General features: G+C 60.8%; 21 protein-coding genes. 11 read left to right on the plus strand and 10 right to left on the minus strand.

The features are described from left to right. The first annotated feature begins 49 nt into the window (after positions 1-49). Positions 50-1,777, plus strand: a complete 1,728-nt coding sequence (locus CKW29_RS11295; RefSeq protein ID WP_095148491.1) for an ABC transporter ATP-binding protein/permease — start codon at positions 50-52, stop codon at positions 1,775-1,777. Between the two features lie 180 nt (positions 1,778-1,957). On the opposite strand, the gene CKW29_RS11300 is transcribed toward CKW29_RS11295, so the two are convergent. Both CKW29_RS11300 and CKW29_RS11305 read right to left on the minus strand, forming a co-directional pair. Then, positions 1,958-2,149, minus strand: coding sequence for a hypothetical protein (locus CKW29_RS11300; RefSeq protein WP_095145017.1), 192 nt, complete (start codon positions 2,147-2,149; stop codon positions 1,958-1,960). A 14-nt stretch (positions 2,150-2,163) separates the two neighbouring features. Continuing rightward, positions 2,164-3,795, minus strand: coding sequence for a phospholipase (locus CKW29_RS11305; protein ID WP_095148492.1), 1,632 nt, complete (start codon positions 3,793-3,795; stop codon positions 2,164-2,166). 217 nt (positions 3,796-4,012) lie between these two features. On the opposite strand from CKW29_RS11305, the gene CKW29_RS11310 reads away from it, so the two are divergent. Further along, a complete protein-coding gene (locus CKW29_RS11310; RefSeq protein WP_095145015.1) occupies positions 4,013-4,954 on the plus strand; it encodes an AEC family transporter in 942 nt (313 codons plus the stop codon). On the opposite strand, the gene CKW29_RS11315 is transcribed toward CKW29_RS11310, so the two are convergent. The 7 genes from CKW29_RS11315 to gatC form a co-directional block, all read right to left on the minus strand. Then, positions 4,951-6,438 (minus strand): PhoPQ-activated pathogenicity-related family protein, encoded by a 1,488-nt coding sequence (locus CKW29_RS11315; protein ID WP_095148493.1) that lies wholly within the window; start codon positions 6,436-6,438, stop codon positions 4,951-4,953. The two genes, CKW29_RS11310 and CKW29_RS11315, sit on opposite strands and share 4 nt — an antisense overlap. 255 nt (positions 6,439-6,693) lie before the next feature. Then, positions 6,694-7,086: a carboxymuconolactone decarboxylase family protein gene (locus tag CKW29_RS11320; RefSeq protein ID WP_095148494.1), complete on the minus strand. Its 393-nt coding sequence runs from the start codon at positions 7,084-7,086 to the stop codon at positions 6,694-6,696. Continuing rightward, entirely contained in the window at positions 7,083-8,150 is a 1,068-nt protein-coding gene (locus tag CKW29_RS11325) for a calcium/sodium antiporter (protein ID WP_095148533.1), read from the minus strand. The genes CKW29_RS11320 and CKW29_RS11325 overlap by 4 nt, the downstream gene beginning before the upstream one ends. A 48-nt stretch (positions 8,151-8,198) precedes the next feature. Further along, positions 8,199-8,570: a septal ring lytic transglycosylase RlpA family protein gene (locus CKW29_RS11330; RefSeq protein ID WP_095077899.1), complete on the minus strand. Its 372-nt coding sequence runs from the start codon at positions 8,568-8,570 to the stop codon at positions 8,199-8,201. A gap of 190 nt (positions 8,571-8,760) precedes the next feature. Beyond that, positions 8,761-10,206: an Asp-tRNA(Asn)/Glu-tRNA(Gln) amidotransferase subunit GatB gene (gatB, locus tag CKW29_RS11335; protein ID WP_095145012.1), complete on the minus strand. Its 1,446-nt coding sequence runs from the start codon at positions 10,204-10,206 to the stop codon at positions 8,761-8,763. A gap of 10 nt (positions 10,207-10,216) precedes the next feature. Then, positions 10,217-11,668, minus strand: coding sequence for an Asp-tRNA(Asn)/Glu-tRNA(Gln) amidotransferase subunit GatA (gatA, locus tag CKW29_RS11340; RefSeq protein WP_095145011.1), 1,452 nt, complete (start codon positions 11,666-11,668; stop codon positions 10,217-10,219). A gap of 16 nt (positions 11,669-11,684) precedes the next feature. Further along, positions 11,685-11,972: an Asp-tRNA(Asn)/Glu-tRNA(Gln) amidotransferase subunit GatC gene (gene gatC / locus CKW29_RS11345; RefSeq protein ID WP_019691880.1), complete on the minus strand. Its 288-nt coding sequence runs from the start codon at positions 11,970-11,972 to the stop codon at positions 11,685-11,687. Positions 11,973-12,182: 210 nt separating this feature from the next. Here gatC and mreB point away from each other — a divergent pair, with 210 nt between their 5' ends. The 8 genes from mreB to tldD all read left to right on the plus strand — a co-directional run bounded on the left by mreB (position 12,183) and on the right by tldD (position 23,363). Then, positions 12,183-13,220 (plus strand): rod shape-determining protein MreB, encoded by a 1,038-nt coding sequence (gene mreB, locus CKW29_RS11350; RefSeq protein ID WP_002555108.1) that lies wholly within the window; start codon positions 12,183-12,185, stop codon positions 13,218-13,220. A gap of 142 nt (positions 13,221-13,362) precedes the next feature. After that, entirely contained in the window at positions 13,363-14,475 is a 1,113-nt protein-coding gene (gene mreC / locus CKW29_RS11355; protein WP_095145010.1) for a rod shape-determining protein MreC, read from the plus strand. After that, on the plus strand, positions 14,475-14,957 hold the full coding sequence (gene mreD / locus CKW29_RS11360) for a rod shape-determining protein MreD (RefSeq protein ID WP_095077894.1): 483 nt from the start codon (positions 14,475-14,477) through the stop codon (positions 14,955-14,957). Before mreC ends, mreD begins: the two co-directional genes overlap by 1 nt. A 46-nt stretch (positions 14,958-15,003) precedes the next feature. Further along, positions 15,004-15,621, plus strand: coding sequence for a nucleoside triphosphate pyrophosphatase (locus tag CKW29_RS11365; protein ID WP_095145009.1), 618 nt, complete (start codon positions 15,004-15,006; stop codon positions 15,619-15,621). A gap of 45 nt (positions 15,622-15,666) precedes the next feature. Further along, positions 15,667-17,124 carry a ribonuclease G gene (gene rng, locus CKW29_RS11370; RefSeq protein WP_095145008.1) on the plus strand — a complete coding sequence of 486 codons (1,458 nt, stop codon included), beginning with the start codon at positions 15,667-15,669 and terminating at the stop codon, positions 17,122-17,124. Between the two features lie 69 nt (positions 17,125-17,193). Further along, complete coding sequence (locus tag CKW29_RS11375; protein ID WP_095148495.1) at positions 17,194-20,997, plus strand: YhdP family protein; 3,804 nt, start codon at positions 17,194-17,196, stop codon at positions 20,995-20,997. A 58-nt stretch (positions 20,998-21,055) separates the two neighbouring features. Further along, positions 21,056-21,904: a carbon-nitrogen hydrolase family protein gene (locus CKW29_RS11380; RefSeq protein ID WP_095145006.1), complete on the plus strand. Its 849-nt coding sequence runs from the start codon at positions 21,056-21,058 to the stop codon at positions 21,902-21,904. Between the two features lie 16 nt (positions 21,905-21,920). Beyond that, positions 21,921-23,363 (plus strand): metalloprotease TldD, encoded by a 1,443-nt coding sequence (gene tldD, locus CKW29_RS11385; RefSeq protein WP_095145005.1) that lies wholly within the window; start codon positions 21,921-21,923, stop codon positions 23,361-23,363. A 48-nt stretch (positions 23,364-23,411) separates the two neighbouring features. Here tldD and yjgA read toward each other — a convergent pair whose 3' ends face one another. Then, positions 23,412-23,936, minus strand: a complete 525-nt coding sequence (gene yjgA, locus CKW29_RS11390) for a ribosome biogenesis factor YjgA (RefSeq protein ID WP_095148496.1) — start codon at positions 23,934-23,936, stop codon at positions 23,412-23,414. Between the two features lie 108 nt (positions 23,937-24,044). Here yjgA and pmbA point away from each other — a divergent pair, with 108 nt between their 5' ends. After that, a complete protein-coding gene (gene pmbA, locus CKW29_RS11395) occupies positions 24,045-25,391 on the plus strand; it encodes a metalloprotease PmbA (RefSeq protein WP_095148497.1) in 1,347 nt (448 codons plus the stop codon). Positions 25,392-25,527 lie beyond the last annotated feature (136 nt).

Genomic DNA, 25,527 nt, shown 5'->3' on the forward strand with positions numbered 1-25,527 from the left:
TCATTTATGATCGGTTCGTGTCTGTTTCTTTCTTTATCGAGCCTTAACCATGACTCAGAACGCTGAATATTCCGCGGTCAACGATGCGGTGCGCGGGCAGTTTTTCCGCCGTGTCTGGCAGATGATCACGCCCTATTGGCGCAGTGAAGAGAAGGGCAAGGCCTGGTTGCTGCTGATTGCGGTGATCGGCTTGTCGCTGTTCAGCGTAGCGATTTCGGTGTGGATCAACAGTTGGTACAAGGACTTCTACAACGCCCTGCAAAAGAAAGATGACGCGGCATTCTGGAGCCTGATCCTGTATTTCTGCGGGATTGCCGCCATAGCGATTCTGGGAGCGGTGTATCGGTTGTACCTGACCCAGATGCTGACCATCCGCTGGCGGGCGTGGCTCACCGAGAAACACTTTGCCCGCTGGCTCGGGCACAAGAACTACTACCAGCTGGAGCAGGGCGGATACACCGATAACCCGGACCAGCGGATTTCCGAAGACCTCAACAACTTCACCAACAACACCTTGAGTCTGGGCCTGGGGCTGATTCGCACCGTGGTCAGCCTGGTGTCGTTCTCGATCATTTTGTGGGGCGTGTCCGGCAGTATCGAGGTGTTCGGTTACACCATCCCCGGTTACATGTTCTGGTGTGCGCTGGTTTACGCACTGGTCGGCAGCTGGATCACGCACCTGATCGGTCGGCGCCTGATCGGCCTGAACAACCAGCAACAGCGCTTTGAAGCAGACTTGCGTTTCTCCATGGTCAGGGTCCGCGAGAATGCCGAAAGTATTGCCTTGTACAACGGCGAACAGAGTGAGAATCAGCGCCTGAGTTCCCGCTTCAGCATGGTCTGGCACAACTTCTGGGAGATCATGAAGGTGTCCAAGCGCCTGACTTTCTTCACAGCCGGTTATGGCCAGATCGCGATTATCTTTCCATTCATCGTTGCCGCACCGCGCTACTTCGCCGGCAAGATCGAACTGGGCGAGCTGATGCAAATCAACTCGGCATTCGGCAACGTCCAGGAGAACTTCAGCTGGTTCATCAGCGCGTATTCGGACCTGGCCTCGTGGCGTGCCACCTGCGACCGACTGCTGAGTTTCCGCCAGGCCATGAGCGACAACGAAGACCGCCTGCCAGCCATCGATGTACAGCAGCAGGGCGATGACCTGAAGGTGCAGCATGTGGGCCTGGACCTGGCGGATGGTCGTCATCTGCTGACCAGCGCCGATATGACGGTGGAGCAGGGTGACCGATTGATGCTCAGTGGTCGCTCCGGCAGTGGCAAAAGTACCTTGTTGCGGGCAATGGGTGGCCTCTGGCCGGCGGGCCATGGCGCGATCCGCCTGCCAGCCGCGCGTTATCTGTTCCTGCCACAAAAGCCTTATCTGCCGATTGGCACGCTGCGTGACGCCCTGAGTTATCCACAATCTGGCGACATCTATTCCCATGACCGCTATGTGCAGGTGCTGGAAACCTGCCGATTGCCCCATCTGGTCAGCCGTCTCGACGAAGCCAATCACTGGCAGCGCCTGTTGTCACCGGGCGAGCAGCAACGCTTGGCGTTTGCGCGGGCGCTGCTGTATGCACCGCAATGGCTGTACATGGACGAAGCCACCTCGGCGATGGATGAGGAAGACGAGGCGTCGCTCTATCAGGCGTTGATCGATCAACTGCCGGGGTTGAGCATTGTCAGCGTCGGCCATCGCAGCAGCCTGAAACGCTTCCACCCACGACATGTGCGGATCGACAACGGTCATCTGATGGAGCAGACCGTGACTGCCTGAACGTCATTTCCCTGCACTTGAAACAGCCGCGAACGGCTGCGCTGCGCCCACAAGAAGGCGCAGGCGCAGCGCGGGTGAAGGTTCAATGATCGCCCCTCCCGGCGGTCGTCGACAACCGCCAGGGGGTAACTACGAGAGTTGTTTGAACACTCCCACGCGGTGCGCGGGAGTGGTGGGGGCTTAACAGGTTTTGAGGATCGAGCGATCTACCCTGACCGACAGTTGCGCGGCTTTGGGGTTGGCGTCGAATACTGCTTGCCCCTGGTTATCCACAATTGCTCGAGCAATCGGTACACCGTCGGCCAACAGTTCCAGCGGTGCACTTTTGAGGGATTGCCCTGAGGCCAGTTCGAGTGTCAGTTTGATAGTCATCAGTGATTTCCTTATCACGCGTTACGGTCAATGAAGGTGGTGGCCTGGGCGTTGATCGAGTCGATCAGCTCCGGTGATCCGCCACGGAACTGGCGGAAGATGTTGCGAGTGCTGCCGTTGCCCGGCACGTTCAGTGTTGGCTGGAACCATTCGCTCAGTTCGGTGTAAGTCGACCAGGGCCCGATGTAGGATTCGTTCAAGCCGCTGGTGTAGCTGAAGGCGTAACGCACGGCATTGCCCGGCAACCAGTTGGGTTCGCTGGGTGTCTGGCTCTGCCATCCATCGGCCTGAAGCGTCGGGGCGGCAGTGGGGGGCTCGAGATAACCAGCCGGCTTGTTGGGTGTGTAGTCCTTGAGCAGCAGGTAAGTGCTCCAGCCCCACCAGTTGTCGATCCGCTGCGTGTCGTTGAGATTGTTGACGTCGCTGCGGCGCAGCACCTGGTTGCCGTCGAGCACAAAGAGTCCGGAAAAATTGCCCTCCGGTTTTTTCACCGCGTTCAGGTCTGGTACGTGTTTCAAAGCCAAGTAGCTGGAAGGGGTGGGGACAACGCCGCTTTGGAAGGTGTCGAAGACTTCGTCGACCGAGCGCTGGACCGCGAGTTTGACCTGTTTGCGGTTCGCACTGTCGACTGAGTCGAAATAGCGTTTGTCACCGTAGATATGCCACTGATCGCCGTTGGCATTGCTCACGTTGAGACCGTATTTGCTGTCTTCATCATGCATGAATCGGGTAACCAACGACCCCAGATCGCTGGGGGTGACCACGGCTGCCAACTGCTTGCGCGGGATGCGCAAATGCCCCGCGGAAAACAGGTCGGTCAGGTAGTGATCGGCAAACGCGTTCATTGCGTAGGCCAGTTCCAGCTGTTTTTCGTCGCCGCTGGTGCGTGCGATAACCGCCTGTTGGAGGGCGGCAGTGTGTCCGGCGATGTACGCCAGCAGTGCCCACTCGCCAAAGTGGTCGGTGTTGTTCGCGGCCAGTTTCAGGTAGCGGCCTAGAGGAAACAACGCCGAGACGAAGCTGCCGCCGCCCGTGATTTTGTTCCACTCTTCAGACAGCGTATCACCAAGGGCATCGTAGACTTCGTGAGGTTGTTTGCCGTCTCTGATCGCTTGGTTGGCTGCACTGACTTCCTTTTGCATGACGCCGAGAATCAACATGGCTTCTGCCTTGGACGCTGGCAGTGCGGCCAGCGAGTTGAAGGCATTGATAAAGCGCTGAAGGCGATCGGCCGGAGTTGCGCCGTCGCAGATGGGCTGGTCGGGAATCCCGTAGAAATCCCCCCCCAATGAAACGATCTGCCCATAGGTCAGTGCCAGGCCATTGGGCAGGTGCAATTGCACTTGCCAGGCGGGAACGGCGGGTGCGTCCTTGGTGAAGCGCAGCAACGCGGAGTCCCCAATGGCGGTGTGTTCGCCGCCCTCGAACCTCAGCGCAGGCTGGGCCTGGCGTGGGTTTTCAGGTGCGGGGGGCAGCATGCCGGGCGTAGGGTGTTTGCGGTTGTGGGACCTGTCGCTGACCAGCGTGAGGTGATCACCGTTGGCGGCGATGGCAATCCCGCGTTCGGAGAACAGCTGATCCAGGTCGGCAATGATTCGACCATCATGTTTAAGGTTTTCTTGGGATTGACTGTGTAGACCTGACATTTCTTGCTCCTTGATATGCCGTAGGTTGTTTCTTTGTTTGCTGTATGGATATACAGTAGTTGTCGAGCGTAGCAGGGAAGTTTCCTACGTCAAGGAAGTAATTTTCTTGGTCTGATTATCCGCAAGCGGAGGAAGTGCCGTGACCGTTACTTTTCAGGTTGGGCGATGACTGGCTTATCATTAGCCCCCTAACGACGTCCCTCAAGGCTCTCCCGGCATGCTGGCAATCTTTCTCGAAACCCTGAACATCACGGCGCCAGTCTTTGCCATGCTGTTTCTGGGCGTGCTGCTCAAGCGCATCAACTGGATCGACGATAACTTTATCCACAGCGCATCGTCCCTGGTGTTCAACGTCACCATGCCGGCCTTGTTGTTTCTCGGGATTTTCCACGCCGACCTGCATGCCGCGCTGAAGCCGTCACTGCTGATCTATTTTTCCATCGCGACCCTGGTGTGTTTCGCCATTGCCTGGGTCTGGGCGATTGTTCGTTGTCCGCGCGAAGACCGGGGGGTCTACACCCAGGGCGCGTTTCGTGGCAATAACGGCGTGATTGGCCTGGCGTTGGCGGCGAGCATGTACGGCGACTACGGAATTTCCCTCGGGGCGATTCTCGCGGGCCTGGTGATTCTGCTCTACAACACGCTGTCGACCATCGTGCTGGCGGTGTACAGCCCGGTGATCAAGTCCGATCCGTGGAGTATCTGCAAGAGCGTGCTCCGCAACCCGTTGATCATCAGCGTGGTCGCGGCGGCGCCTTTTGCTTATTTCCAGATTGGTTTGCCTGGCTGGCTGGAGACGTCCGGCGGCTACCTGGCGCAGATGACCTTGCCGTTGGCGTTGATCTGTATCGGCGGTACGTTATCGCTGGCGGCATTGCGCAAGAGCGGCGGCATGGCCTTGAGTTCGAGCCTGGTAAAGATGATCGGCCTGCCGATCCTGGCAACCCTCGGTGCCTGGCTCTGGGGCTTTCGTGGGGCGGAACTGGGGATTCTGTTCCTGTACTTCGGCAGCCCGACCGCCGCGGCCAGTTTTGTCATGGCCCGGGCGGCCAATGGCAATCATGAGCTGGCGGCAGCGATCATCGTCATCACCACAGTGATGGCGGCGGTCACCACCAACATCGGGATCTTTTTGTTGCAATGGAGCGGGTGGATCTAGCGCTGCTCTTCATCGCTCAGGGTTTTGCAGGTCGGTTCGATGATCGGGGGCGCAGCGTTCGGATAGTCTCTGGGTGTCACTTGCACCGGTGTCGTGGTAACGAAGCCGTCGGCAAAGACGGCCTCGACAAAGGTTGCCTTCCACCCTTTATCCGGCGTATCGATCAGCACCTGCGCATTGAGCGGGCCCGAGGGGGTGATGTCGCTGGATTCATAACGAACGCCACAGGGGTGACGAAAGTCTCGAGCCTGCGGGTTGACTGCGGTCCACTGCGTGACCCGGACCGGGACTTCTGAAAAATCCAGCTCCAGTGTTTTCCGGGCCCCCTCCAGATGCGAGCGTGTTGAAATGACGGGCAGGGCGCGGTCTTGCTGCCAGCGGTTGATGACTGAAATCAGCGAGTTTTCGACGAATGCCTTCACGCCGTAGTGGCTGGCGTTGGGTGTGACTCGTAAGGCTTTCGGGCCGGGCAGCGAGTCGTAAAAGTAATTCGTATTGTCCGGTAGGAAGAAGTCGTCGCTGCTGGCGTTGACGATATATTTGGGAATCGACAGGCGTGCAGCGTATGGCGTATTCAGGTAGCTCAGTGGGTCCTCGATTTTCTGGAGTCGGGCAAAGTTTTCCGTCTTGATTTGTCGGGTAATGCCTTCGTGATGATAGTCATAAAACGCCAAGGGCCAATTCTTGCCATAGCTTTGATAGGTGTGTTCGAGCACCTTGTCCATGCCTAGGATGTCGATGACGAAGGGCACGACCCCATTGATCCGTTCATCGGCGATGGTTGCCAGCCAGGCAGTCCAGCCGCGTTTTGAGGCTCCGCTGGCGATGAACTGGTTGATTTGCCAGGGCTGTAACTCCTGCTGTGCCAGATCCATGGCCTTGACCAGCGACACCACCATCGGCAGGCGCAGTGACATGAACGGACGCTTGTGTGGATCGTCGAGAAATAGCTTCCAGCTGTGGGCGACGCTTGCATCTTCGTGGCGTGCAATGCCGTCGTCGGCATAGGTCAAGTGCTGATTGGGGATGTTGCTGACAGAGATCACGATGGTGCGGGTCTGGTGGGCCACTTCGAGAGCCATGGCTTGCGTGAAATCAGTGGGGCCACTTGGTTCCTTGCCCTCTCGGGCGATAAGAGTGCCATTGTTGGCCACCAGCAAGGCGCGACCCTGCAGGGCATTGTCCGGGATGTAAATATCGACGTCGTGCCGCCAATGTTCAGGGCTGACCAGGCCTTCTGGCGACCATTGCCCGGAAACCAGGTCAAAGCTGCGTTTTTCCACACCGGGAAAGGTTTGTGTTCCTTTGGCGGTGTAGACCAATGGCTTGGCGGCTTCGGCTTTTTTGTAGCAGGCCAGAACCTCGCTGAAATCCTGACCGTTGGCTTCGAAACAGGCCTGGGCCGAGGCGTGTGCCGTGCCATTGATGAACAGACCAAAGAGCACCAGTTTTGACAGGCTGACAGCACCCTTGGGTCGCACCATGAAAACCTCCTTGTCAGGCAGCGATGGTGCGATTAACGAGGGCAGTACCCTTCAGCGACCATCACCTCTTGTGAGTGTGTGGCCGCGCAGTCTGTCTTAAAAGAATGGGGGTGTGAGGAGGGGGCGGGGTGCCATTTATTATCGAAATATGTGTACGAGTCGGGGCAGTCGCCTGTCAGCAAGCGCTGGCGGGGAGGCCACCAGTGGCTCCCCGTGGCAGGCTAAATTGAGTCGGGACTTTTCCGCTGTATGCCACTATTGCGCTTGCTGATAGCTGTCGATCACTTCCTGCGCCGCGCGAAACGCTTCCATTGCAGCGGGTACACCGGCGTACACCGCGCAGTGCATCAGGGTTTCGCGGATCTCATCCACTGTGCAACCGTTGTTCAGCGCACCGCGCACATGGCCTTTGAGTTCCAGCGGGCACTTGAGTGATGTGAGGGCGGCGAGGGTGATCAGGCTGCGGGTCTTCAGCTCAAGGCCGCCGCGGTTCCAGACGGCGCCCCAGGCGTGTTCATTGACGAACTCCTGGAACGGCCGGGTCAGTTCGGTGGCATTGCCCATGGAGCGGTCGACGAAGGCGTCGCCCATGACCTGGCGACGCACTTCGATGCCGGTCGGTTTGCGAGTGGAGGGCGTGTCGGTCATGGCGATTCCTTTTTATTGTGTTGGTGGCGCCAGGCGCGCAGTGATGTGAACAGCAAGAAGGCCAGCAGCGCCGGCAGGACGAACACCAGCATCAGCTGTTCAAGCTTGCCGGCCAGTGGCATGCCCGTGGTAAACGACACCACGTGCAGCCCGTAGGCCAGGTACAAGGCCAGGAACAGTAAGCCTTCGGCGCGGGTAATCCGGTAGCCGGAATAGAACACCGGCAGGCACAGGGCGGTTACGCCGAGCAGCACTGGCAGGTCAAAGGCCAGGGCGTTGGGCGACACCGAGAGCGCAGAGGGCGCCACGAGCGCGGTGAACCCGAGGACACCCAGCAGGTTGAACAGGTTGCTGCCGATCACGTTGCCCACGGCGATGTCGCGCTGGCCACGCACGGCGGCGAGCAGCGAGGTGGCCAGTTGCGGCAGCGAAGTGCTGACGGCCACGATGGTCAGGCCGATGATTCGCTCCGACAGGCCCAGTTCGCTGGCGACCTCAACCACCGCATCGAGTAACAGATGGCCGGCGAATATCAGCAACGTCAGGCCCGCCAGCATGAGCAGCGCACTGCTGACCCAGGGGGTGCGTGGGTGATGGCTGTGTACCGTGGCGCCATGGGGGCGAGCGCTGTGCCGCGACTGGCGTAGCAGCAACGCGAGATACAGCACCAGTGCGGCCAGTAGCACGGCGCCGTCCAGCGGCGTCAGCGTTTCATCCCAGGCCAGGGCGAACACCAGCAGGCTGGCCCCGATCATCAGCGGGATGTCCAGGCGCACCAGTTGCCGGGACACCCGCAGCGGAATGATCAGTGCCGACAGGCCCAGGGTGACGAGGATGTTGAAGATGCTGCTGCCAATCACGCTGCCAACGGCGATGTCGGCATTGTTGGCGAGGGTCGCTTGCAGGCTCACGGTCATCTGCGGCGCGCTGCTGCCGAAGGCGACGATGGTCAGGCCGAAGATCAGCGGACGGACCTTCAGGTGTGCGACCAGGCGTACGGCGGCGCGCACCAGCAACTCGGCGCCGGCGATCAGCAATACCAGCCCACCGAGCAGTTGCAGCACGCTGAGCAGTGGCAAGTCGGTTAGTGCAAAAATGGTGACAACTCCAGGTCAGTCGTTCAAGGCTTGCACGCGAACACGCGCAGTGCCGCTGCGCAGCATACCCAACTTGTCGGCCGCCGCGCGTGACAAGTCAATCAAGCGACCACGGGTGTGCGGACCGCGATCATTGATGCGGACCACGACGGTCTTGTCGTTTTTCAGGTTGGTGACCTTGACCCGGGTGCCGAACGGCAGCTGCCGGTGGGCGGCGGTCATTGCGTACTGGTCAAACGGTTCGCCGCTGGCGGTGCGTTTGCCATGATGTTTGGCGCCGTAATAGGAGGCGACTCCGGTTTTGTCATAACCGCGGGGATCGACGTCGTAACTGGCGCAACCGGCCAGTAGAGAGAAGAGGGCGCAAGCGCCAAGCAGGCGTTTCATTCAAAGGCTCCCAAAAACGAATGTGGCGAGGGAGCTTGCTCCCGCTCGACCGCGTAGTGGTCGCAAAATCGGCTGATGCATTCCTTCTGAAAGAATGCATTGGCCGATCTGGGCCTGCTTTGCAGACCAGCGCGAGCATGCGCCCTCGCCACGGGGAATGGGGCCAGTTTTCAACGCTGGCTCCACTCCGTTAGCCTTCGAGCTTGCTTTTGAGCAATTCGTTCACTTGCTGCGGGTTGGCTTTGCCCTTGGAGGCCTTCATCGCCTGGCCGACAAAGAAGCCGAACATCTTGCCGCGCTTGGCTTCATCGGCCGCGCGGTACTGTTCAACCTGTTCGGCGTTGGCTGCCAGCATTTCATCGAGAACGGCCGAGATCGCACCGGTGTCGGTGACTTGCTTGAGACCGCGCTTGTCGATGATCTCGTCAGCGCTGCCTTCGCCGCTGGCCATGGCCTCGAACACCGTCTTGGCGATTTTGCCGGAGATGGTGTTGTCCTTGATGCGCAGCAGCATGCCGCCCAACTGCTCGGCCGAGACTGGGGCTTCGTCGATTTCCAGGCCTTGCTTGTTCAGCAGGCTGCCCAGTTCGACCATGACCCAGTTGGCCGCCAGCTTGGCGTCGCCGGCAATGCTCACGACTTTTTCGAAGTAGTCGGCTTGTTCACGGCTCGACGCCAAGACGCTGGCATCGTAGACCGACAGGCCGAACTGCTCCTGGAAGCGCTCGCGTTTTTGCGGTGGCAATTCCGGCAGGGTGCCGCGGATGTCATTGAGGAACGAATCCTCGATGACCACCGGCAACAGGTCCGGGTCCGGGAAGTAACGGTAGTCGTTGGCTTCCTCTTTGCTGCGCATGGCGCGGGTTTCGTCTTTGTTCGGATCGTACAGGCGTGTCTGCTGGATCACCTTGCCGCCGTCCTCGATCAGTTCGATCTGGCGACGCACTTCGGTGTTGATCGCCTTCTCGATGAAACGGAACGAGTTGACGTTCTTGATCTCGCAGCGCGTACCGTACTCAACCTGGCCCTTGGGGCGGACCGAGACGTTGCAGTCGCAACGCAGGGAGCCTTCGGCCATGTTGCCGTCGCAGATCCCCAGGTAGCGTACCAGGGCGTGGATCGACTTGACGTAGGCCACGGCTTCCTTGGCGCTGCGCATGTCCGGCTCGGAGACGATTTCCAGCAGCGGGGTGCCGGCACGGTTCAGGTCGATGCCGGTGGCGCCGCTGAATTCTTCGTGCAGGCTCTTGCCGGCGTCTTCTTCCAGGTGCGCACGGGTGATGCCCACGCGCTTGACCGTGCCGTCCTCCAGGGGGATATCCAGGTGGCCCTTGCCGACGATCGGCAATTCCATCTGGCTGATCTGGTAGCCCTTGGGCAGGTCGGGGTAGAAGTAGTTCTTGCGGGCGAACACGTTGTGCTGGCCGATTTCGGCGTCAATCGCCAGGCCGAACATCACCGCCATGCGCACCGCTTCCTGGTTCAGCACTGGCAGGACGCCGGGCATGCCCAGGTCGATCAGGCTGGCCTGGGTGTTCGGTTCGGAACCGAACGTGGTGGCGCTACCGGAGAAAATCTTCGATTGGGTGGCGAGCTGGGTATGAATCTCCAGCCCGATCACGACTTCCCATTGCATGTGTTTCTCCTCAGAAGCCTGTCGGGGTGCGGGTGTGCCAGTCAGTGTTGAGCTGATACTGGTGGGCGACGTTCAACAGGCGGCCTTCCTGGAAATACGGGGCGAGCAGTTGCACGCCGACCGGCAAGCCATCGACAAAACCGGCTGGCATCGACAGGCCTGGCAGGCCCGCGAGGTTGGCGGTGATGGTGTAGACGTCTTCCAGGTAGGCCGCGACCGGGTCGCTGTTCTTGGCGCCAAGCTTCCAGGCCGGGTTCGGCGTGGTTGGGCCGAGGATGATGTCGACCTCATTGAAGGCGGCCATGAAGTCGTTCTTGACCAGGCGGCGGATCTTTTGCGCCTTGAGGTAGTAGGCGTCGTAGTAACCGGCCGACAGGGCATAGGCGCCGACCATGATCCGGCGCTGCACTTCCGGACCGAAACCTTCACCGCGCGAACGCTTGTACAGGTCGGTCAGGTCTTTGGGGTCTTCACAGCGATAGCCAAAGCGCACGCCGTCGAACCGCGACAGGTTGGAAGAGGCTTCGGCGGGCGCGATCACGTAGTACGCAGGGATCGCGTGCTGCATGTTCGGCAGGCTGATTTCCTTGACCACGGCACCGAGCTTTTCCAGCTCCTTGACGCTGTTATGGATCAGCTCGGCGATACGCGGGTCCAGGCCGGCGCTGAAGTATTCCTTCGGCACGCCGATGCGCAGGCCTTGCAGCGAGCCATTGAGGCTGGCGCTGTAGTCCGGCACGGGCTCGTCGATGCTGGTGGAGTCCTTCGGGTCGAAACCGGCCATGCCTTGCAACAAGATGGCGCAGTCTTCGGCGGTGCGTGCCAGCGGGCCACCCTGGTCGAGGCTGGAGGCGTAGGCGATCATGCCCCAGCGCGAAACACGACCGTACGTCGGCTTCAAGCCGGTGAGGTTGGTGAACGCGGCCGGTTGGCGAATGGAGCCGCCGGTGTCGGTGGCGGTGGCGGCGGGCAACAGGCGCGCGGCCACGGCCGCGGCCGAACCACCGGACGAACCTCCGGGTACGTGTTCCAGGTTCCACGGGTTCTTCACGGCGCCGTAGTAGCTCGACTCGTTGGCCGACCCCATGGCGAATTCGTCCATGTTGGTCTTGCCCAGGGTCACGGCGCCGGCCTCGGCCAGCTTGGCGACCACGGTGGCGTCATACGGTGCCTTGAAGTTGTCGAGCATCTTCGAGCCGCAGCTGGTGCGAATGCCCTGGGTGCAGAACAGGTCCTTGTGGGCGATCGGCGCGCCGAGCAGGGCGCCGCTCTCACCCTTGGCACGGCGTGCGTCAGCGGCTTTTGCCTGCTGAAGCGCCAGGTCTTCGGTGAGGCTGATGAAACTGTTGAGCTGTGGGTCGAGCTGGGCGATACGCGCCAGCAGAACCTTGGTCAGCTCTTCGGAGGAAAACTTCTTGTCGGCGAGTCCGCGGGCGATCTCGGCCAGAGTCAATTGATGCATTGCAGGCTCTTTCCCTTTAGTCGATGACTTTCGGAACCAGATACAGGCCGTTTTCGACCGCTGGTGCGATGGACTGATAGGCCTCGCGGTGATTGGACTCGGTCACAACGTCTGCGCGCAGGCGCTGGCTGGCTTCCAGTGGGTGGGCCAGGGGTTCGATGCCGTCGGTATTGACCGCCTGCATTTCGTCGACCAGACCGAGAATGCTGTTCAGGGCCGAAGTGATGTGTGGAAGATCGGCATCATTGAGGCCCAGAGAGGCCAGATGAGCGATTTTTTCCACGTCGGAGCGTTCAAGCGCCATGGGATTCTCCAGTGGAAAACAAAACGGACGTCGTCCGTGTGTTAGATTGTCGGAACACTACCGCATTTCTACGGTCATAAGGCCGCGATTGTGGGGGTTGGTGCACAGAAAAGCGTCCAATTTAACATATTGGCGCCTTGCCCAAAATCCCTGTCGTTGTTAGAGTTTGCCGCACTTTTTTACCCACGCGTTGCCTAGGGTCCCTTTCCCATGTTCAAGAAACTGCGTGGCATGTTTTCCAGCGATCTTTCCATTGACCTGGGCACTGCCAACACCCTTATTTACGTGCGCGAGCGCGGTATCGTCCTGAATGAACCATCGGTTGTGGCCATTCGGACGCACGGTAACCAGAAAAGTGTCGTTGCTGTCGGCACCGAGGCCAAGCGCATGCTCGGTCGTACGCCGGGCAACATTGCTGCCATTCGTCCGATGAAGGACGGTGTCATCGCCGACTTCAGCGTTTGCGAAAAGATGCTGCAGTATTTTATCAACAAAGTTCACGAAAACAGCTTTCTGCAGCCTAGCCCTCGTGTGTTGATCTGCGTTCCCTGCAAATCCACCCAGGTCGAGCGTCGTGCGATCCGTGAGTCGGCCCTGGGGGCCGGTGCCCGCGAAGTGTTCCTGATCGAAGAGCCAATGGCGGCCGCGATCGGTGCCGGCCTGCCGGTTGAAGAGGCGCGCGGCTCGATGGTTGTGGATATCGGTGGTGGTACCACTGAAATCGCGCTGATCTCCCTCAATGGCGTGGTTTACGCCGAATCCGTACGGGTTGGCGGCGACCGCTTCGACGAAGCGATCATCACCTATGTGCGTCGCAACTATGGCAGCCTGATCGGCGAGTCCACGGCCGAGCGCATCAAGCAGGAAATCGGTACGGCCTACCCGGGCGGTGAAGTTCGCGAAGTGGATGTTCGCGGCCGTAACCTGGCCGAAGGCGTTCCACGTGCCTTTACCCTGAACTCCAATGAAGTGCTGGAAGCGCTGCAAGAGTCGCTGGCAACCATCGTTCAGGCGGTAAAAAGCGCGCTGGAGCAATCGCCGCCGGAACTGGCGTCGGATATCGCCGAGCGTGGCCTGGTCCTGACCGGTGGTGGCGCCTTGCTGCGTGACCTCGACAAGTTGCTGGCCCAGGAAACCGGCCTGCCGGTTATTGTTGCCGAAGATCCGTTGACCTGTGTGGCTCGCGGCGGTGGCCGTGCATTGGAAATGATGGATAAGCACACCATGGACCTGCTCTCCAGCGAATAAGTCGTTGGGTGGCAACTATGCTGTTCGCGCACAGGCAGCACTTTGCAGTGCTGCCTGCCTGCGTTTATCTTCTGTCAGTCTGCATCCAGGCCGGTTTGATGCCGTATGAATAAACAGAACATTTGCCTGGGAGGAGCGGCTTATTAAACCGCTTTTCACTAAAGGCCCCTCATTGGGCGTGCGCTTTCTGGTGCTGGCCGCGCTATCGGTCGCACTGATGGTGGTTGATGCCCGCTTTGAAGTGCTCAAACCGGCGCGCAGTCAGATGTCACGGGTCTTGATGGACGCCTATTGGGTGACCGACCTGCCTGAACGGTTGTGGCAGGGTGTGAGCAGCCAGTTTGGCAGCCGCACCGAGCTTGTCGCCGAAAACGAAAAACTCAAGACTGAAAACCTGCTGCTGCAGGGGCGCATGCAAAAGCTGGCGGCCCTCACCGAGCAGAACGTTCGGCTGCGCGAGTTGCTCAACTCGTCGGCGCTGGTGAACGAAAAGGTCGAAGTGGCCGAGCTGATTGGCGTCGACCCCAACCCCTTCACGCACCGCATCATCATCAACAAGGGTGAGCGCGACGGCGTGGTGCTCGGCCAGCCGGTGCTCGATGCCCGTGGGCTGATGGGCCAGGTGGTCGAGTTGATGCCGTACACCTCGCGGGTGTTGCTGCTGACGGACTCCACCCACAGCATTCCGGTGCAAGTGAACCGCAATGGCCTGCGGGCGATTGCCAGCGGCACGGGTAACCCGGAGCGCCTGGAGTTGCGTCATGTCGCGGATACGGCGGACATCAAGGAAGGCGATCTGTTGGTCAGCTCCGGCCTCGGTCAGCGTTTTCCGGCAGGCTACCCGGTGGCCACCGTCAAGGAAGTGATCCATGACTCGGGCCAGCCGTTCGCGATCGTCCGTGCGGTTCCGACCGCAGCGCTCAATCGCAGTCGCTACATGTTGCTGGTGTTCAGTGACAGCCGCACCCCGGAAGAGCGCGCGAATGCAGCCGCTCAAGCCCAGGATGCACAGGACCAGCACGCCGGTAGTGCCGTGACAGTGCCTGCAACCGCGACCAATCCTGCTGCCACTACTGCGCCTGCACCAGGTCCTGCGGCAGCGCCGGCGGCCACTGTGCCAGTCGCGGTGCCCGCGGTCGCACCCAAGCCCGTGACCCCGGCCAAGCCTCCCGCAGCACCTGCGCCTGTCGTCAAGCCACCGGCCACCAAGCCGCCTGTCACGACGCCTGAAGCTATCACCCGGGGAAGAGAATAATGGCCAGCACCCGTTCCCGTAATGGCTGGATCATCTGGCTGACGTTCGCGATCGGCTTGCTGCTCAGCGTCGTGCCCTTTCCCCATGTCGAAATCTTGCGTCCGATGTTCCTGGCACTGCCCTTGGCGTACTGGGCACTGGAACTGCCGCAGAAAGTCGGGATGGCCAGTGCCTTTTGCCTGGGGCTTGCACAAGACGTGCTGTTCGGCACTCTGCTGGGGCACAACGCGCTGATCCTGACCCTGATCACCTTTCTGATCCTGTCGCTGCAACAGCGTTTGCGGATGTTCCCCATGTGGCAGCAAAGCCTGGTGATCATGGTGGTACTGGGGCTCGCCCAGCTGTTGCAACTGTGGCTCAGTGCCCTGACCGGCAATCGTCAAACGCTGGCGGTGCTCTTGCCTGCGCTGATCAGCGCGTTGCTCTGGCCCTGGGTCAGCTTTGGATTGCGTGGGTTGAGTCGCCGCTACAAAATCAATTAATCATTCGGTCAGGCATTAGCCCGCACCTCGACAGGGAGATGTCTTGATGAATCCGCTTTACCTCGCCTCAGGTTCGCCACGCCGGCGTGAACTGCTCACGCAGATCGGCGTGCCGTTCACCGCCATCAGCGCGGATATCGATGAAACCCCTCTGACAGATGAATCCCCTGCGGCCTATGTCGAGCGCCTGGCGCGCGGCAAGGCACTGGCCGGGTTCCAGTCGCTGGCCGCTGTCGAGCCTGGCACCGCTGCGTGCGTCCTGGGCGCCGACACGGCTGTCGTGCTGGATGGGCAGATTCTTGGCAAGCCGCAGGACGAAGCAGGCGCGCGGGCCATGTTGATGAGCCTTGCGGGGCGTGAGCATGAAGTCCTGACGGCGATTGCCGTGCTTGATGCCCGGCGTTGCGAGTCACGAGTGGTGCGCAGCCTGGTGCGTTTTCGCGCCATCGACAGTGACGAAGCTGGGGCCTATTGGGCCAGCGGCGAGCCGCAGGACAAGGCCGGTGGCTACGGTATTCAGGGGCTTGGCGCCGTGTTTGTGGCTGGGCTCGACGGCAGTTACTCCGCCGTGGTCGGCCTGCCTCTATGCGAAACCGCAGAATTGCTTGGCCATTTCGGCATACCCTGTTGGCAAAACCTTATCGCGCGCTCTGCGCCGTACTGATCTGATGCGGCCATAATCGTGAACATGCCTGAACGAGACCTTGCCATGAGTGAAGAGATTCTGATCAACATCACGCCGATGGAATCGCGTGTGGCGGTGGTCGAAAACGGTGTCCTGCAAGAAGTGCATGTCGAGCGCACACAAAAGCGCGGGATCGTCGGTAATATCTACAAAGGCAAGGTCGTGCGGGTGTTGCCGGGCATGCAGGCGGCGTTCGTCGATATCGGCCTGGACCGCGCCGCGTTCATCCACGCTTCGGAGATCTCCCTGCGCGAAGGCCCGGCGGTCGAAAGCATCAGTGCCCTGGTCCACGAAGGCCAGAGCCTGGTGGTGCAGGTCACCAAGGATCCGATCGGCTCCAAGGGCGCCCGTCTGACTACCCAGTTGTCGATTCCTTCACGCTACCTGGTGTACATGCCGCGCACGGCGCACGTCGGTATTTCGCTGAAGATCGAAGACGAAGCCGAGCGCGAGCGCCTCAAGCAGGTGGTCACCGATTGCGTAGCCAAAGAAGGCATCAAGGAAGCGGGCGGCTTCATTCTGCGCACCGCGGCCGAAGGGGCGGGTGCCGATGAAATCCTGATGGACATCCGCTACCTGCGCCGTCTCTGGGACCAGATCGGGGCACAGATCAAGACGGTGGGTGCCCCCAGCGTGATCTACGAAGACCTCGGCCTGGCCCTGCGCACCTTGCGCGACCTCGTCAGCCCGAAGATCGAGAAGATTCGCATCGACTCCAGGGAAACCTTTCAGAGAACGACGCAGTTTGTCGCCGAACTGATGCCGGAAATCGCCGATCGCCTGGAACACTATCCGGGCGAGCGACCGATTTTTGACCTGTATGGCGTCGAAGACGAGATTCAAAAGGCGCTGGAGCGCAAGGTTCCACTCAAGTCCGGCGGTTATCTGGTGGTCGATCCGGCCGAGGCGATGAGTACCATTGACGTCAACACCGGTGCGTTCGTCGGGCACCGGAACCTCGAAGAGACTATCTTCAAGACTAATCTGGAAGCAGCGACGGCCATCGCCCGGCAACTGCGCCTGCGCAACCTGGGCGGGATCATCATCATCGACTTCATCGACATGGAAGATGAAGAACACCAGCGCCAGGTACTGCGCACTCTGGAGAAGCAACTGGAGCGTGATCACGCCAAGACCAACATCATAGGGATTACCGAGCTGGGCCTGGTGCAGATGACCCGCAAGCGCACGCGCGAAAGCCTGGAACAGGTGTTGTGCGAGCCCTGCAACAGTTGCCAGGGGCGGGGCAAGCTCAAGACCCCGGAAACCGTGTGCTATGAGATCTTCCGAGAGATCCTGCGCGAGGCGCGCGCCTATCAGGCCGAAGGCTACCGTGTACTGGCCAACCAGAAAGTGGTGGACCGGCTCCTGGATGAAGAGTCGGGTAACGTGGCCGAACTTGAAAGCTTCATTGGTCGAACCATTCGTTTTCAAGTGGAAACCATGTACTCCCAGGAACAATACGACGTGGTGTTGCTCTGAGTCGGGGTGTATCACTAATGACGGCTGGCCTGCGCTCGCCGCACGCGTTCGCTATGGGAGCCCACTGACATGGAGCGTCTGATCCGCATTTTAGGCGCGCTGACTCGCTGGGGCCTGGGGCTCAGTGCGTTGCTGCTGGTGTTGGTCGCACTCTACGTCAACCTCGGTCGCGAGCTGGTTCCGTTGGTCGCCGAGTACCGCGCCGAGGTCGAGACCAAAGCCCGTGACACGCTGGGCATACCCTTGCGCATTGGCAGCCTCAAGGGCGGCTGGAGTGGCATGGGGCCGGTCCTGATGGTCCATGACGTGGTGGTTGGCGAGGGTGCCAACGCTCTGTACCTGGATCAGGTCCGGGTCGTGCCGGATGTCTGGACCAGCTTGTTGTCACGCGCGGTACGGATCGAACACCTGGAGCTCAATGGCCTGAAGCTCAGCCTCAAGGAAGGCGCGGACGGTCAATGGGCGCTGGAAGGCCTTCCGGTACAGCAGAACCAGCCCCTGGACCCCGAGCGACTGCTCAATCAGATGCAAATGGTGTCCCGACTCTCGGTGCTCGACAGCCAGGTCACTTTGCAACCGCTCGACCACAAGCCGCTGACCCTGACGTACGTTGGCCTGACGCTTAAAACCGGTGTCAGCCGCCAGCGTCTCGACGCACGGTTGACCTTGCCCGATGGCCAGCCACTGGCCATGAGCCTGCGCAGCCGGATTCGCGCCAGTCACTGGAAAGACGCGCAAATCGATGCCTACCTGAGCCTGCCGCAAAGCGATTGGTCGAAGTGGTTGCCTGAGCGGGTGACCCAGCAATGGAATTTTTCCGAAATCAAGGCCGGTGGCGAGCTCTGGGTGAACTGGGGCCAAGGGGTGCTGCAAAGCGCAGCGGTGCGTCTCAATGCCCCTCAACTCAAAGGCGCATACGCCGAGCGCAAGCCGATCCAGATCAACAACCTGGCGCTCAATGGGTATTACCAGCGCAGTGCCGAAGGGGCGCAGATCACCCTGGATTCTCTGGCCATGAGCCTGGGCGAGACCCGCTGGGAAACCCGCCTGCAGGTGCGACAGACGAGGCCGACGGAACAGATTCGGGAGCTCTGGCACCTGGAGGCTGATCGCCTTGACCTGACACCGCTCACCCCGCTGCTCAATGCCTTGGGCCCATTGCCCGAGGGTGTTGCAACGGCGGTCGAACGGCTCAAATTCACCGGCGCCTTGCGTAATGTATTGATCGACGTGCGGCCCGAGGCGACCGATGACAGTAAGTTCAGCTTCGCGGCTAACCTGGAGCGCGTTGGTTTTGATGCCTACTACGGGGCTCCGGCGGCCCGCAACGTTTCCGGGAGTATCAGTGGCGACCTCGGTCAGGGCGAGCTGCGCATGGACAGCAAGGACTTTTCCCTGCACCTGGACCCGATCTTCGCCAAGCCGTGGCAGTACATACAGGCCAATGCGCGGCTGACCTGGAAACTCGACAAGCAAGGCTTCACCCTGATCGCTCCGTACCTGAAGGTGCTGGGCGAGGAGGGCAAGATTGCCGGCGACTTCCTGATCCGGCTGTATTTCGATCCCGCCCGGGAAGACTATATGGACTTGCGGGTCGGACTGCTGGAGGGGGACGGGCGCTATACCGGCAAGTACCTGCCGAAGGTCTTGAGCCCGGCACTGGACGAGTGGTTGCGCACGGCGATTCTCAAGGGCGCGGTGGACGAAGGATTCTTCCAGTACCAAGGGTCGTTGAGTCATGAAGCTACCGACACGGCGCGCAGCATCAGCCTGTTCTTCAAGGTCCACGATGCCGAGCTGGCCTTTCAGCCAGGTTGGCCGCACCTGAGCAAGATCAGTGGCGATGTGTTCGTCGAGGACAGCGGCGTGCGGATTCTGGCCAGCCAGGGCCAGTTGCTCGATACCCAGGTGCGGGATGTCACCGTCAATATTCCCCATGTGCCCGCCGGGCAGAACACCCATATGTTCATCGACGGCGCCTTCGCCGGTGGGCTGGGCGATGGCCTGAAGATCCTTCAGGAGGCGCCGATCGGCACGGGATCGACCTTTGCCGGCTGGCAGGGCGAGGGTGATCTGCAGGGCAAGTTGAAGCTCGATATCCCTCTGGACAAGGGGGAAGAACCGAAGATCCAGGTGGATTTCAAGACCGCCAAGGCACGCCTCAAACTCAGCGAGCCCGAGCTTGAGCTGTCTCAGCTCAAAGGCGATTTCCGTTTTGACAGTGCCAAGGGGCTGAGCGGGCAGGGGATTACCGCGCGCGCCTTCGATCGGCCGGTCAGTGCGCGGATAGTTGCCGAAGGGAGCCCGGGTAAGCTCAATACCCGGGTCACCGCCGACGGGAAGGTCACGGTGAAGAAGCTCACCGAGTGGCTGAAAGTCACTCAGCCGTTGCCGGTCTCGGGGGATATTCCGTACCAGTTGCAACTGAGCCTTGACGGCCCCGACAGCCAGTTGATGGTCAGCTCCAACCTCAAGGGCGTGGCGGTCGACTTGCCAGCGCCGTTCGGCATGCCCGCCGAACAAGGTCGCGACACGGTGTTCCGCATGACCCTGCAAGGGTCTGAACGACGTTACTGGTTCGACTACGGCGACCTGGCGGACTTCACCTTCGCCGCGCCAAGCGCCAACTTCGCCGACGGCCGGGGCGAGTTGTTCCTGGGCAGCGGCAACGCAGTGTTGCCAGGAAACAAGGGCTTGCGCATTCGCGGCGTGCTTTCGGAACTGGATGTCGAACCGTGGAAGGTCCTGGTCGATCGCTATGCCGGGAAAGACCCGAGCGGCAGCGCCAAGCAATTGCTCAGTGGCGCCGACTTCAGAGTGGGCAAGCTCACCGGTTTTGGCACCACCCTGGATCAGGCTCGCGTGCAACTCGATCGCAAACCGGCTGCCTGGGCTTTGCAACTCGATAGCCAGCAGGCCAAAGGCACGGTGGGACTTCCCGACGCCAAGGCCGCGCCCATTGCGGTCAACCTGCAATACGTGCGCCTGCCGGCGGCCGATCCTGCGGTGCAGGCTGACGAAAATGCGCCTGACCCGCTGGCGTCCGTCGACCCGACCAAGGTCCCGGCACTGGATATCGCCATTGCCCAGCTGTTTCAAGGTCAGGACCTGGTCGGTGCCTGGTCGCTGAAAGTGCGGCCGATTGCCAAGGGGCTGGCTTTCAACAGCCTGAGCCTGGGGCTCAAAGGCATGCAACTGCAAGGGGCGGGCGGCTGGGAAGGTGTGCCGGGCGCCACCAGCAGCTGGTTCAAAGGGCGTATCGAGGGCAAGAACCTGGCGGATGTGCTCAAGGGCTGGGGCTTTGCGCCTACCGTGACCAGCGAAAAATTTCACCTGGATGTCGACGGGCGCTGGCCAGGATCGCCGGCCTGGGTTGGCGTCAAACGATACTCCGGCAGCCTTGATGCATCGCTGCACAAAGGGCAGTTTGCGCAAGTCGAGGGCGGCGCCCAGGCATTGCGCGTGTTTGGCCTGCTCAACTTCAACTCGATTGGCCGACGCTTGCAGCTGGACTTCTCCGATCTGTTCGACAAGGGCTTGAGTTACGACCGGGTCAAAGGGTTGCTGGTGGCCAGCAATGGCGTCTATGTCACGCGTGAGCCGATCACCTTGACCGGCCCGTCGAGCAACCTGGAGCTCAACGGTACCCTGGACATGATGAATGACAGGATCGATGCCAAGTTGCTGCTGACCTTGCCGCTGACCAACAACCTGCCGATTGCCGCCCTGCTCGTCGGTGCCCCGGCCGTAGGCGGCGCCTTGTTCCTGATCGACAAACTGATCGGTGATCGCGTGGCGCGTTTCGCCAGCGTCAAATACACCGTCAAGGGTCCATGGAAAGAGCCGAAAATCACTTTTGAAAAACCTTTTTGAGACGCCGTTCTCAAGGTCGATGGAGTAGCATGAGCGCATACCCGAAACGGAGTGCGTCATGTCTCTTGCGGTGATTCAAATGGTCAGCCAGAGCGACGTGCTGGCCAATCTGGCCCAGGCTCGGCGCTTGCTTGCACAGGCGGCCGCGGGCGGCGCACGGCTGGCGGTGTTGCCGGAAAACTTTGCGGCCATGGGCCGTGGTGACGTCGCGGATATCGGCCGCGCCGAGGCCGAGGGCACAGGCCCGATTCTTCCCTGGTTGAAACAGACGGCTCGCGACCTCAAGTTATGGATAGTGGCCGGCACTCTGCCGCTACCGCCGGTCGATCAACCCCGGGCCAAATCCAATGCCTGCTCATTGCTGGTCGATGAACACGGCGAGACCGTAGCGCGTTATGACAAGCTGCATTTGTTTGATGTCGATGTCGCGGACAATCGCGGACGCTACCGTGAGTCCGATGACTATGCTCATGGCAATCAGGTCGTGGTGGCCGACACACCGGTGGGCCGGGTTGGTCTTACCGTGTGTTATGACTTGCGCTTCCCCGAACTCTACAGCGAGTTGCGGCAAGCGGGGGCCGAACTGATTACCGCGCCCTCGGCGTTTACGGCCGTGACCGGTGCCGCCCATTGGGATGTACTGATCCGTGCGCGGGCCATCGAGACCCAGTGTTATGTGCTGGCGGCGGCTCAGGGCGGCATACACCCGGGGCCACGCGAGACCTTTGGCCATGCGGCCATTGTCGACCCCTGGGGCCGCGTGCTGGCGCAGCAGGACCAAGGCGAGGCCGTGCTGCTGGCCGACCGCGACAGCAATGAACAGGCGTCCATCAGGGCGCGGATGCCGGTGTCCAGTCACCGGCGCTTTTTCTCGCAGGGCGCCCAGCGACCTGCCTCAGAACGTTGAATTAAGGCGTAAAACCATGAGCGAGTTGTTGTCCTCAGTCAGTGAACATCTGCTAGCGCCGGGCGGCGTGACGATCGAGAACCTGCAAAGCGTGCTGGGAGATCTGGCCGGGCCGGGGATCGATGCCGCCGACCTGTATTTCCAGGGGCAGATTTCCGAGTCGTGGGCGCTGGAAGACGGAATCGTCAAGGAAGGCAGCTTCAACCTGGACCAAGGTGTGGGCGTGCGGGCGCAATCGGGTGAAAAAACCGGTTTTGCCTACAGCAATGCCATCACCCTTGAAGCCTTGGGGCTGGCGGCGCGTGCGGCCCGTTCGATCTCCCGTGCCGGGCAAAACGGTACGGTGCAGGCATTTACCACCCAGGATGTCGCCCAGCTGTACGCGCCCGATAATCCGCTGGAAGTGATGACACGTGCTGAAAAAGTCGAGCTGCTCAAGCGTATCGACGTGGCGACTCGCGCTCTGGATCCGCGTATCCAGCAAGTGACCGTGAGCATGGCCGGGGTCTGGGAGCGCATTCTGGTGGCCTCCACCGACGGCGGCCTGGCGGCGGATGTGCGCCCCTTGGTGCGCTTCAATGTCAGCGTGATTGTCGAGCAGAACGGTCGCCGAGAACGCGGTGGTCATGGCGGTGGCGGGCGTACCGACTACCGCTACTTCCTCGCGGAAGATCGTGCCATGGGCTATGCCTGCGAGGCGTTGCGCCAGGCGTTGGTGAACCTGGAAGCGATTCCGGCGCCGGCGGGCACCTTGCCGGTGGTGTTGGGTTCTGGTTGGTCCGGGGTCTTGCTGCACGAGGCGGTGGGTCACGGCCTGGAAGGCGATTTCAACCGCAAGGGCAGTTCCGCCTATAGCGGGCGCATGGGCGAGATGGTCGCCTCGAAACTCTGCACCATTGTCGATGACGGCACGCTAGCCGGTCGCCGAGGCTCGCTGAGCATCGATGACGAGGGCACCCCGACCGAGTGCACCACGCTGATCGAAAACGGCGTGCTCAAGGGCTACATGCAGGACAAGCTCAACGCCCGCCTGATGGGCGTGGCGCGTACCGGCAACGGTCGTCGCGAGTCTTACGCACACCTGCCGATGCCGCGCATGACCAACACCTACATGCTGGGTGGCGAAAGCGATCCGGCGGAAATCATCGCGTCGGTGAAGAAGGGGATCTACTGCGCCAACCTGGGCGGCGGTCAGGTCGACATCACCAGTGGCAAGTTCGTGTTCTCCACCAGCGAAGCGTACCTGATCGAGGACGGCAAGATTACCGCGCCGGTCAAAGGCGCCACCCTGATCGGTAACGGGCCGGAAGCCATGAGTCGAGTGTCGATGGTCGGTAACGACCTGTCGCTGGACAGCGGTGTGGGGACGTGCGGCAAGGATGGTCAGTCGGTGCCGGTGGGTGTCGGTCAGCCAACCTTGAAAATCGACGCGATCACCGTGGGTGGCACGGGCGCGTAAGGGATGGAGCTTCGGGTGGATTGCCAGGCAACCCACCCGGGACGAGGTTTAACGCAGACCGCGTTGCGTCTCGTCCAGCTCACGGATGTACTTGAAGATTTTTCGGCTGGAGGCAGGCGGCTTGCTTTGCGCAACCTCATGCTGGGCCTGACGGATCAGGGAGCGCAATTGCTGGCGGTCCGCGTCCGGGTAGTCGACGACGAATTTTTCCAGAACGGCATCGTCGCCGGCGATCAGGCGATCGCGCCAGCGCTCCAGGTTATGGAAGCGTTCGTTGTACTGGCGAGTGGAGGCATCGAGTTGATCAAGCAAGACCAGAATGGCGTCAGTGTCCTGATCGCGCATCAGTTTGCCGATGAACTGCAGGTGCCGTTTACGCGCGATGTTCGCGGTGTGCTTGGGCGCATCACCCAGGGCCCGGCGCAGAGCGTCGGTCAGGGGCAGTTTTGCCAGCAAGTCAGGCTTGAGTGTTGTAAGGCGCTCGCCGAGGTCAACCAGAGCATGCAGCTCGCGTTTGACCTGGGTTTTGCTTTTTTCTCCCCCGTCGAGGGAGTCGTCGTAAGAATCAACCATGGTGGCAGTCCGCAAAGAAACGCCGCCATGATAACCAGTCGGGGGCCGCTTGTCCGGCCCGGTCGCTCGATGGCCTTAACCGAAAGCAGAATTTGAGTGGAGAACAGCATGAGTGCAGTTGAAAGCGTCGGCCCACAAGCATTGCCGGCACTGCAAGAGCAAGTCGAGCAGATCATCGCCGAAGCCAGGCGTCAGGGTGCCAGTGCCTGCGAAGTAGCTGTGTCTCTGGAGCAAGGCCTGTCGACTTCAGTGCGTCAGCGCGAAGTCGAAACGGTCGAGTTCAACCGTGACCAGGGCTTTGGCATCACCCTGTATGCCGGTCAGCGCAAAGGCTCGGCCAGTACCTCGGCCAGTGGCCCCGAAGCGATTCGCGAAACCGTCGCCGCGGCGCTGGCCATCGCCAAACACACTTCCGAAGACGAACACTCGGGCCTGGCCGATGCTGCCCTGATGGCCAGGGACTTGTCGGACTTTGATCTGTTCCACGAATGGGACATTACCCCTGAGCAGGCGATCGAGAAGGCGCTGGCCTGCGAAGCGGCAGCGTTTGCCACCGACAGCCGGATCAAGAACGCCGATGGCACCACCCTGAGCACCCATCAGGGCTGCCGTGTCTACGGCAACAGCCACGGCTTTATCGGTGGTTATGCCTCGACGCGCCACAGCTTGAGTTGCGTGATGATCGCCGAAGCTGATGGTCAGATGCAGCGTGACTACTGGTACGACGTCAATCGCCTGGGCCATTTGCTGGCCGATCCGGTGAGCATCGGCCAGCGCGCGGCGCAACGGGCGGCCAGCCGTCTCGGTGCGCGCCCGGTACCGACCTGCGAAGTGCCGGTGCTGTTTTCCGCTGAGCTGGCGGGTGGTTTGTTCGGCAGTTTCCTGGGGGCGATTTCCGGTGGCAATCTGTACCGCAAGTCATCGTTCCTTGAAGGCGCCTTGGGGCAGAAGCTGTTCCCGGAGTGGCTGACCATTGATGAGCGGCCACACCTGATGCGTGCCATGGGCAGCTCGGCGTTCGACGGTGATGGCCTGGCGACCTATGCCAAGCCGTTCGTCGAGAACGGTGAGTTGGTGTCCTATGTGCTGGGCACCTATTCCGGGCGCAAACTCGGCATGCCGAGCACGGCCAACTCCGGTGGCGTGCACAACCTGTTCGTCACCCATGGCGACGAAGACCAGGCGGCCCTGCTGCGACGCATGGGACGCGGCTTGCTGGTGACCGAACTGATGGGTCAGGGCCTGAACATGGTGACTGGCGATTACTCGCGCGGTGCAGCGGGCTTCTGGGTGGAAAATGGTGAGATCCAGTTCGCCGTCCAGGAAGTGACCATCGCCGGCAACATGCGCGACATGTTCAAGCAAATCCTGGCGGTGGGTAATGACCTGGAACTGCGCAGCAACATTCGCACCGGTTCGGTGTTGATCGAGCGGATGACAGTGGCGGGCAGTTAACTCCTTGCCGTTACACACAAGGGCGCGTTACCCATTGGGTAATGCGCCTTTTTTATGGGCGCTAGGCGGGTCCGCTGTGGGAGCTTGCATCGGCGCTCTTGTGTTGGGTTTTATTATCATATAATAATGAATCTCA

The sequence above is a fragment of the Pseudomonas sp. Irchel s3a18 genome (assembly GCF_900187535.1).
Taxonomy (GTDB): Bacteria; Pseudomonadota; Gammaproteobacteria; order Pseudomonadales; family Pseudomonadaceae; genus Aquipseudomonas.

Excerpts from the sequence above, each read along its gene's own strand:
- mreD (WP_095077894.1), top strand. The coding sequence starts at position 14,475 with ATGGCCAGCACCCGTTCCCGTAATGGCTGGATCATCTGGCTGACGTTC.
- tldD (WP_095145005.1), top strand. The coding sequence starts at position 21,921 with ATGAGCGAGTTGTTGTCCTCAGTCAGTGAACATCTGCTAGCGCCGGGC.
- CKW29_RS11315 (WP_095148493.1), bottom strand. The coding sequence starts at position 6,438 with ATGGTGCGACCCAAGGGTGCTGTCAGCCTGTCAAAACTGGTGCTCTTT.
- CKW29_RS11295 (WP_095148491.1), top strand. The coding sequence starts at position 50 with ATGACTCAGAACGCTGAATATTCCGCGGTCAACGATGCGGTGCGCGGG.
- CKW29_RS11305 (WP_095148492.1), bottom strand. The coding sequence starts at position 3,795 with ATGTCAGGTCTACACAGTCAATCCCAAGAAAACCTTAAACATGATGGT.
- yjgA (WP_095148496.1), bottom strand. The coding sequence starts at position 23,936 with ATGGTTGATTCTTACGACGACTCCCTCGACGGGGGAGAAAAAAGCAAA.
- gatB (WP_095145012.1), bottom strand. The coding sequence starts at position 10,206 with ATGCAATGGGAAGTCGTGATCGGGCTGGAGATTCATACCCAGCTCGCC.
- CKW29_RS11300 (WP_095145017.1), bottom strand. The coding sequence starts at position 2,149 with ATGACTATCAAACTGACACTCGAACTGGCCTCAGGGCAATCCCTCAAA.
- pmbA (WP_095148497.1), top strand. The coding sequence starts at position 24,045 with ATGAGTGCAGTTGAAAGCGTCGGCCCACAAGCATTGCCGGCACTGCAA.
- CKW29_RS11310 (WP_095145015.1), top strand. The coding sequence starts at position 4,013 with ATGCTGGCAATCTTTCTCGAAACCCTGAACATCACGGCGCCAGTCTTT.
- CKW29_RS11320 (WP_095148494.1), bottom strand. The coding sequence starts at position 7,086 with ATGACCGACACGCCCTCCACTCGCAAACCGACCGGCATCGAAGTGCGT.
- mreB (WP_002555108.1), top strand. The coding sequence starts at position 12,183 with ATGTTCAAGAAACTGCGTGGCATGTTTTCCAGCGATCTTTCCATTGAC.
- CKW29_RS11380 (WP_095145006.1), top strand. The coding sequence starts at position 21,056 with ATGTCTCTTGCGGTGATTCAAATGGTCAGCCAGAGCGACGTGCTGGCC.
- CKW29_RS11365 (WP_095145009.1), top strand. The coding sequence starts at position 15,004 with ATGAATCCGCTTTACCTCGCCTCAGGTTCGCCACGCCGGCGTGAACTG.
- gatA (WP_095145011.1), bottom strand. The coding sequence starts at position 11,668 with ATGCATCAATTGACTCTGGCCGAGATCGCCCGCGGACTCGCCGACAAG.
- gatC (WP_019691880.1), bottom strand. The coding sequence starts at position 11,972 with ATGGCGCTTGAACGCTCCGACGTGGAAAAAATCGCTCATCTGGCCTCT.
- CKW29_RS11375 (WP_095148495.1), top strand. The coding sequence starts at position 17,194 with ATGGAGCGTCTGATCCGCATTTTAGGCGCGCTGACTCGCTGGGGCCTG.
- CKW29_RS11330 (WP_095077899.1), bottom strand. The coding sequence starts at position 8,570 with ATGAAACGCCTGCTTGGCGCTTGCGCCCTCTTCTCTCTACTGGCCGGT.
- rng (WP_095145008.1), top strand. The coding sequence starts at position 15,667 with ATGAGTGAAGAGATTCTGATCAACATCACGCCGATGGAATCGCGTGTG.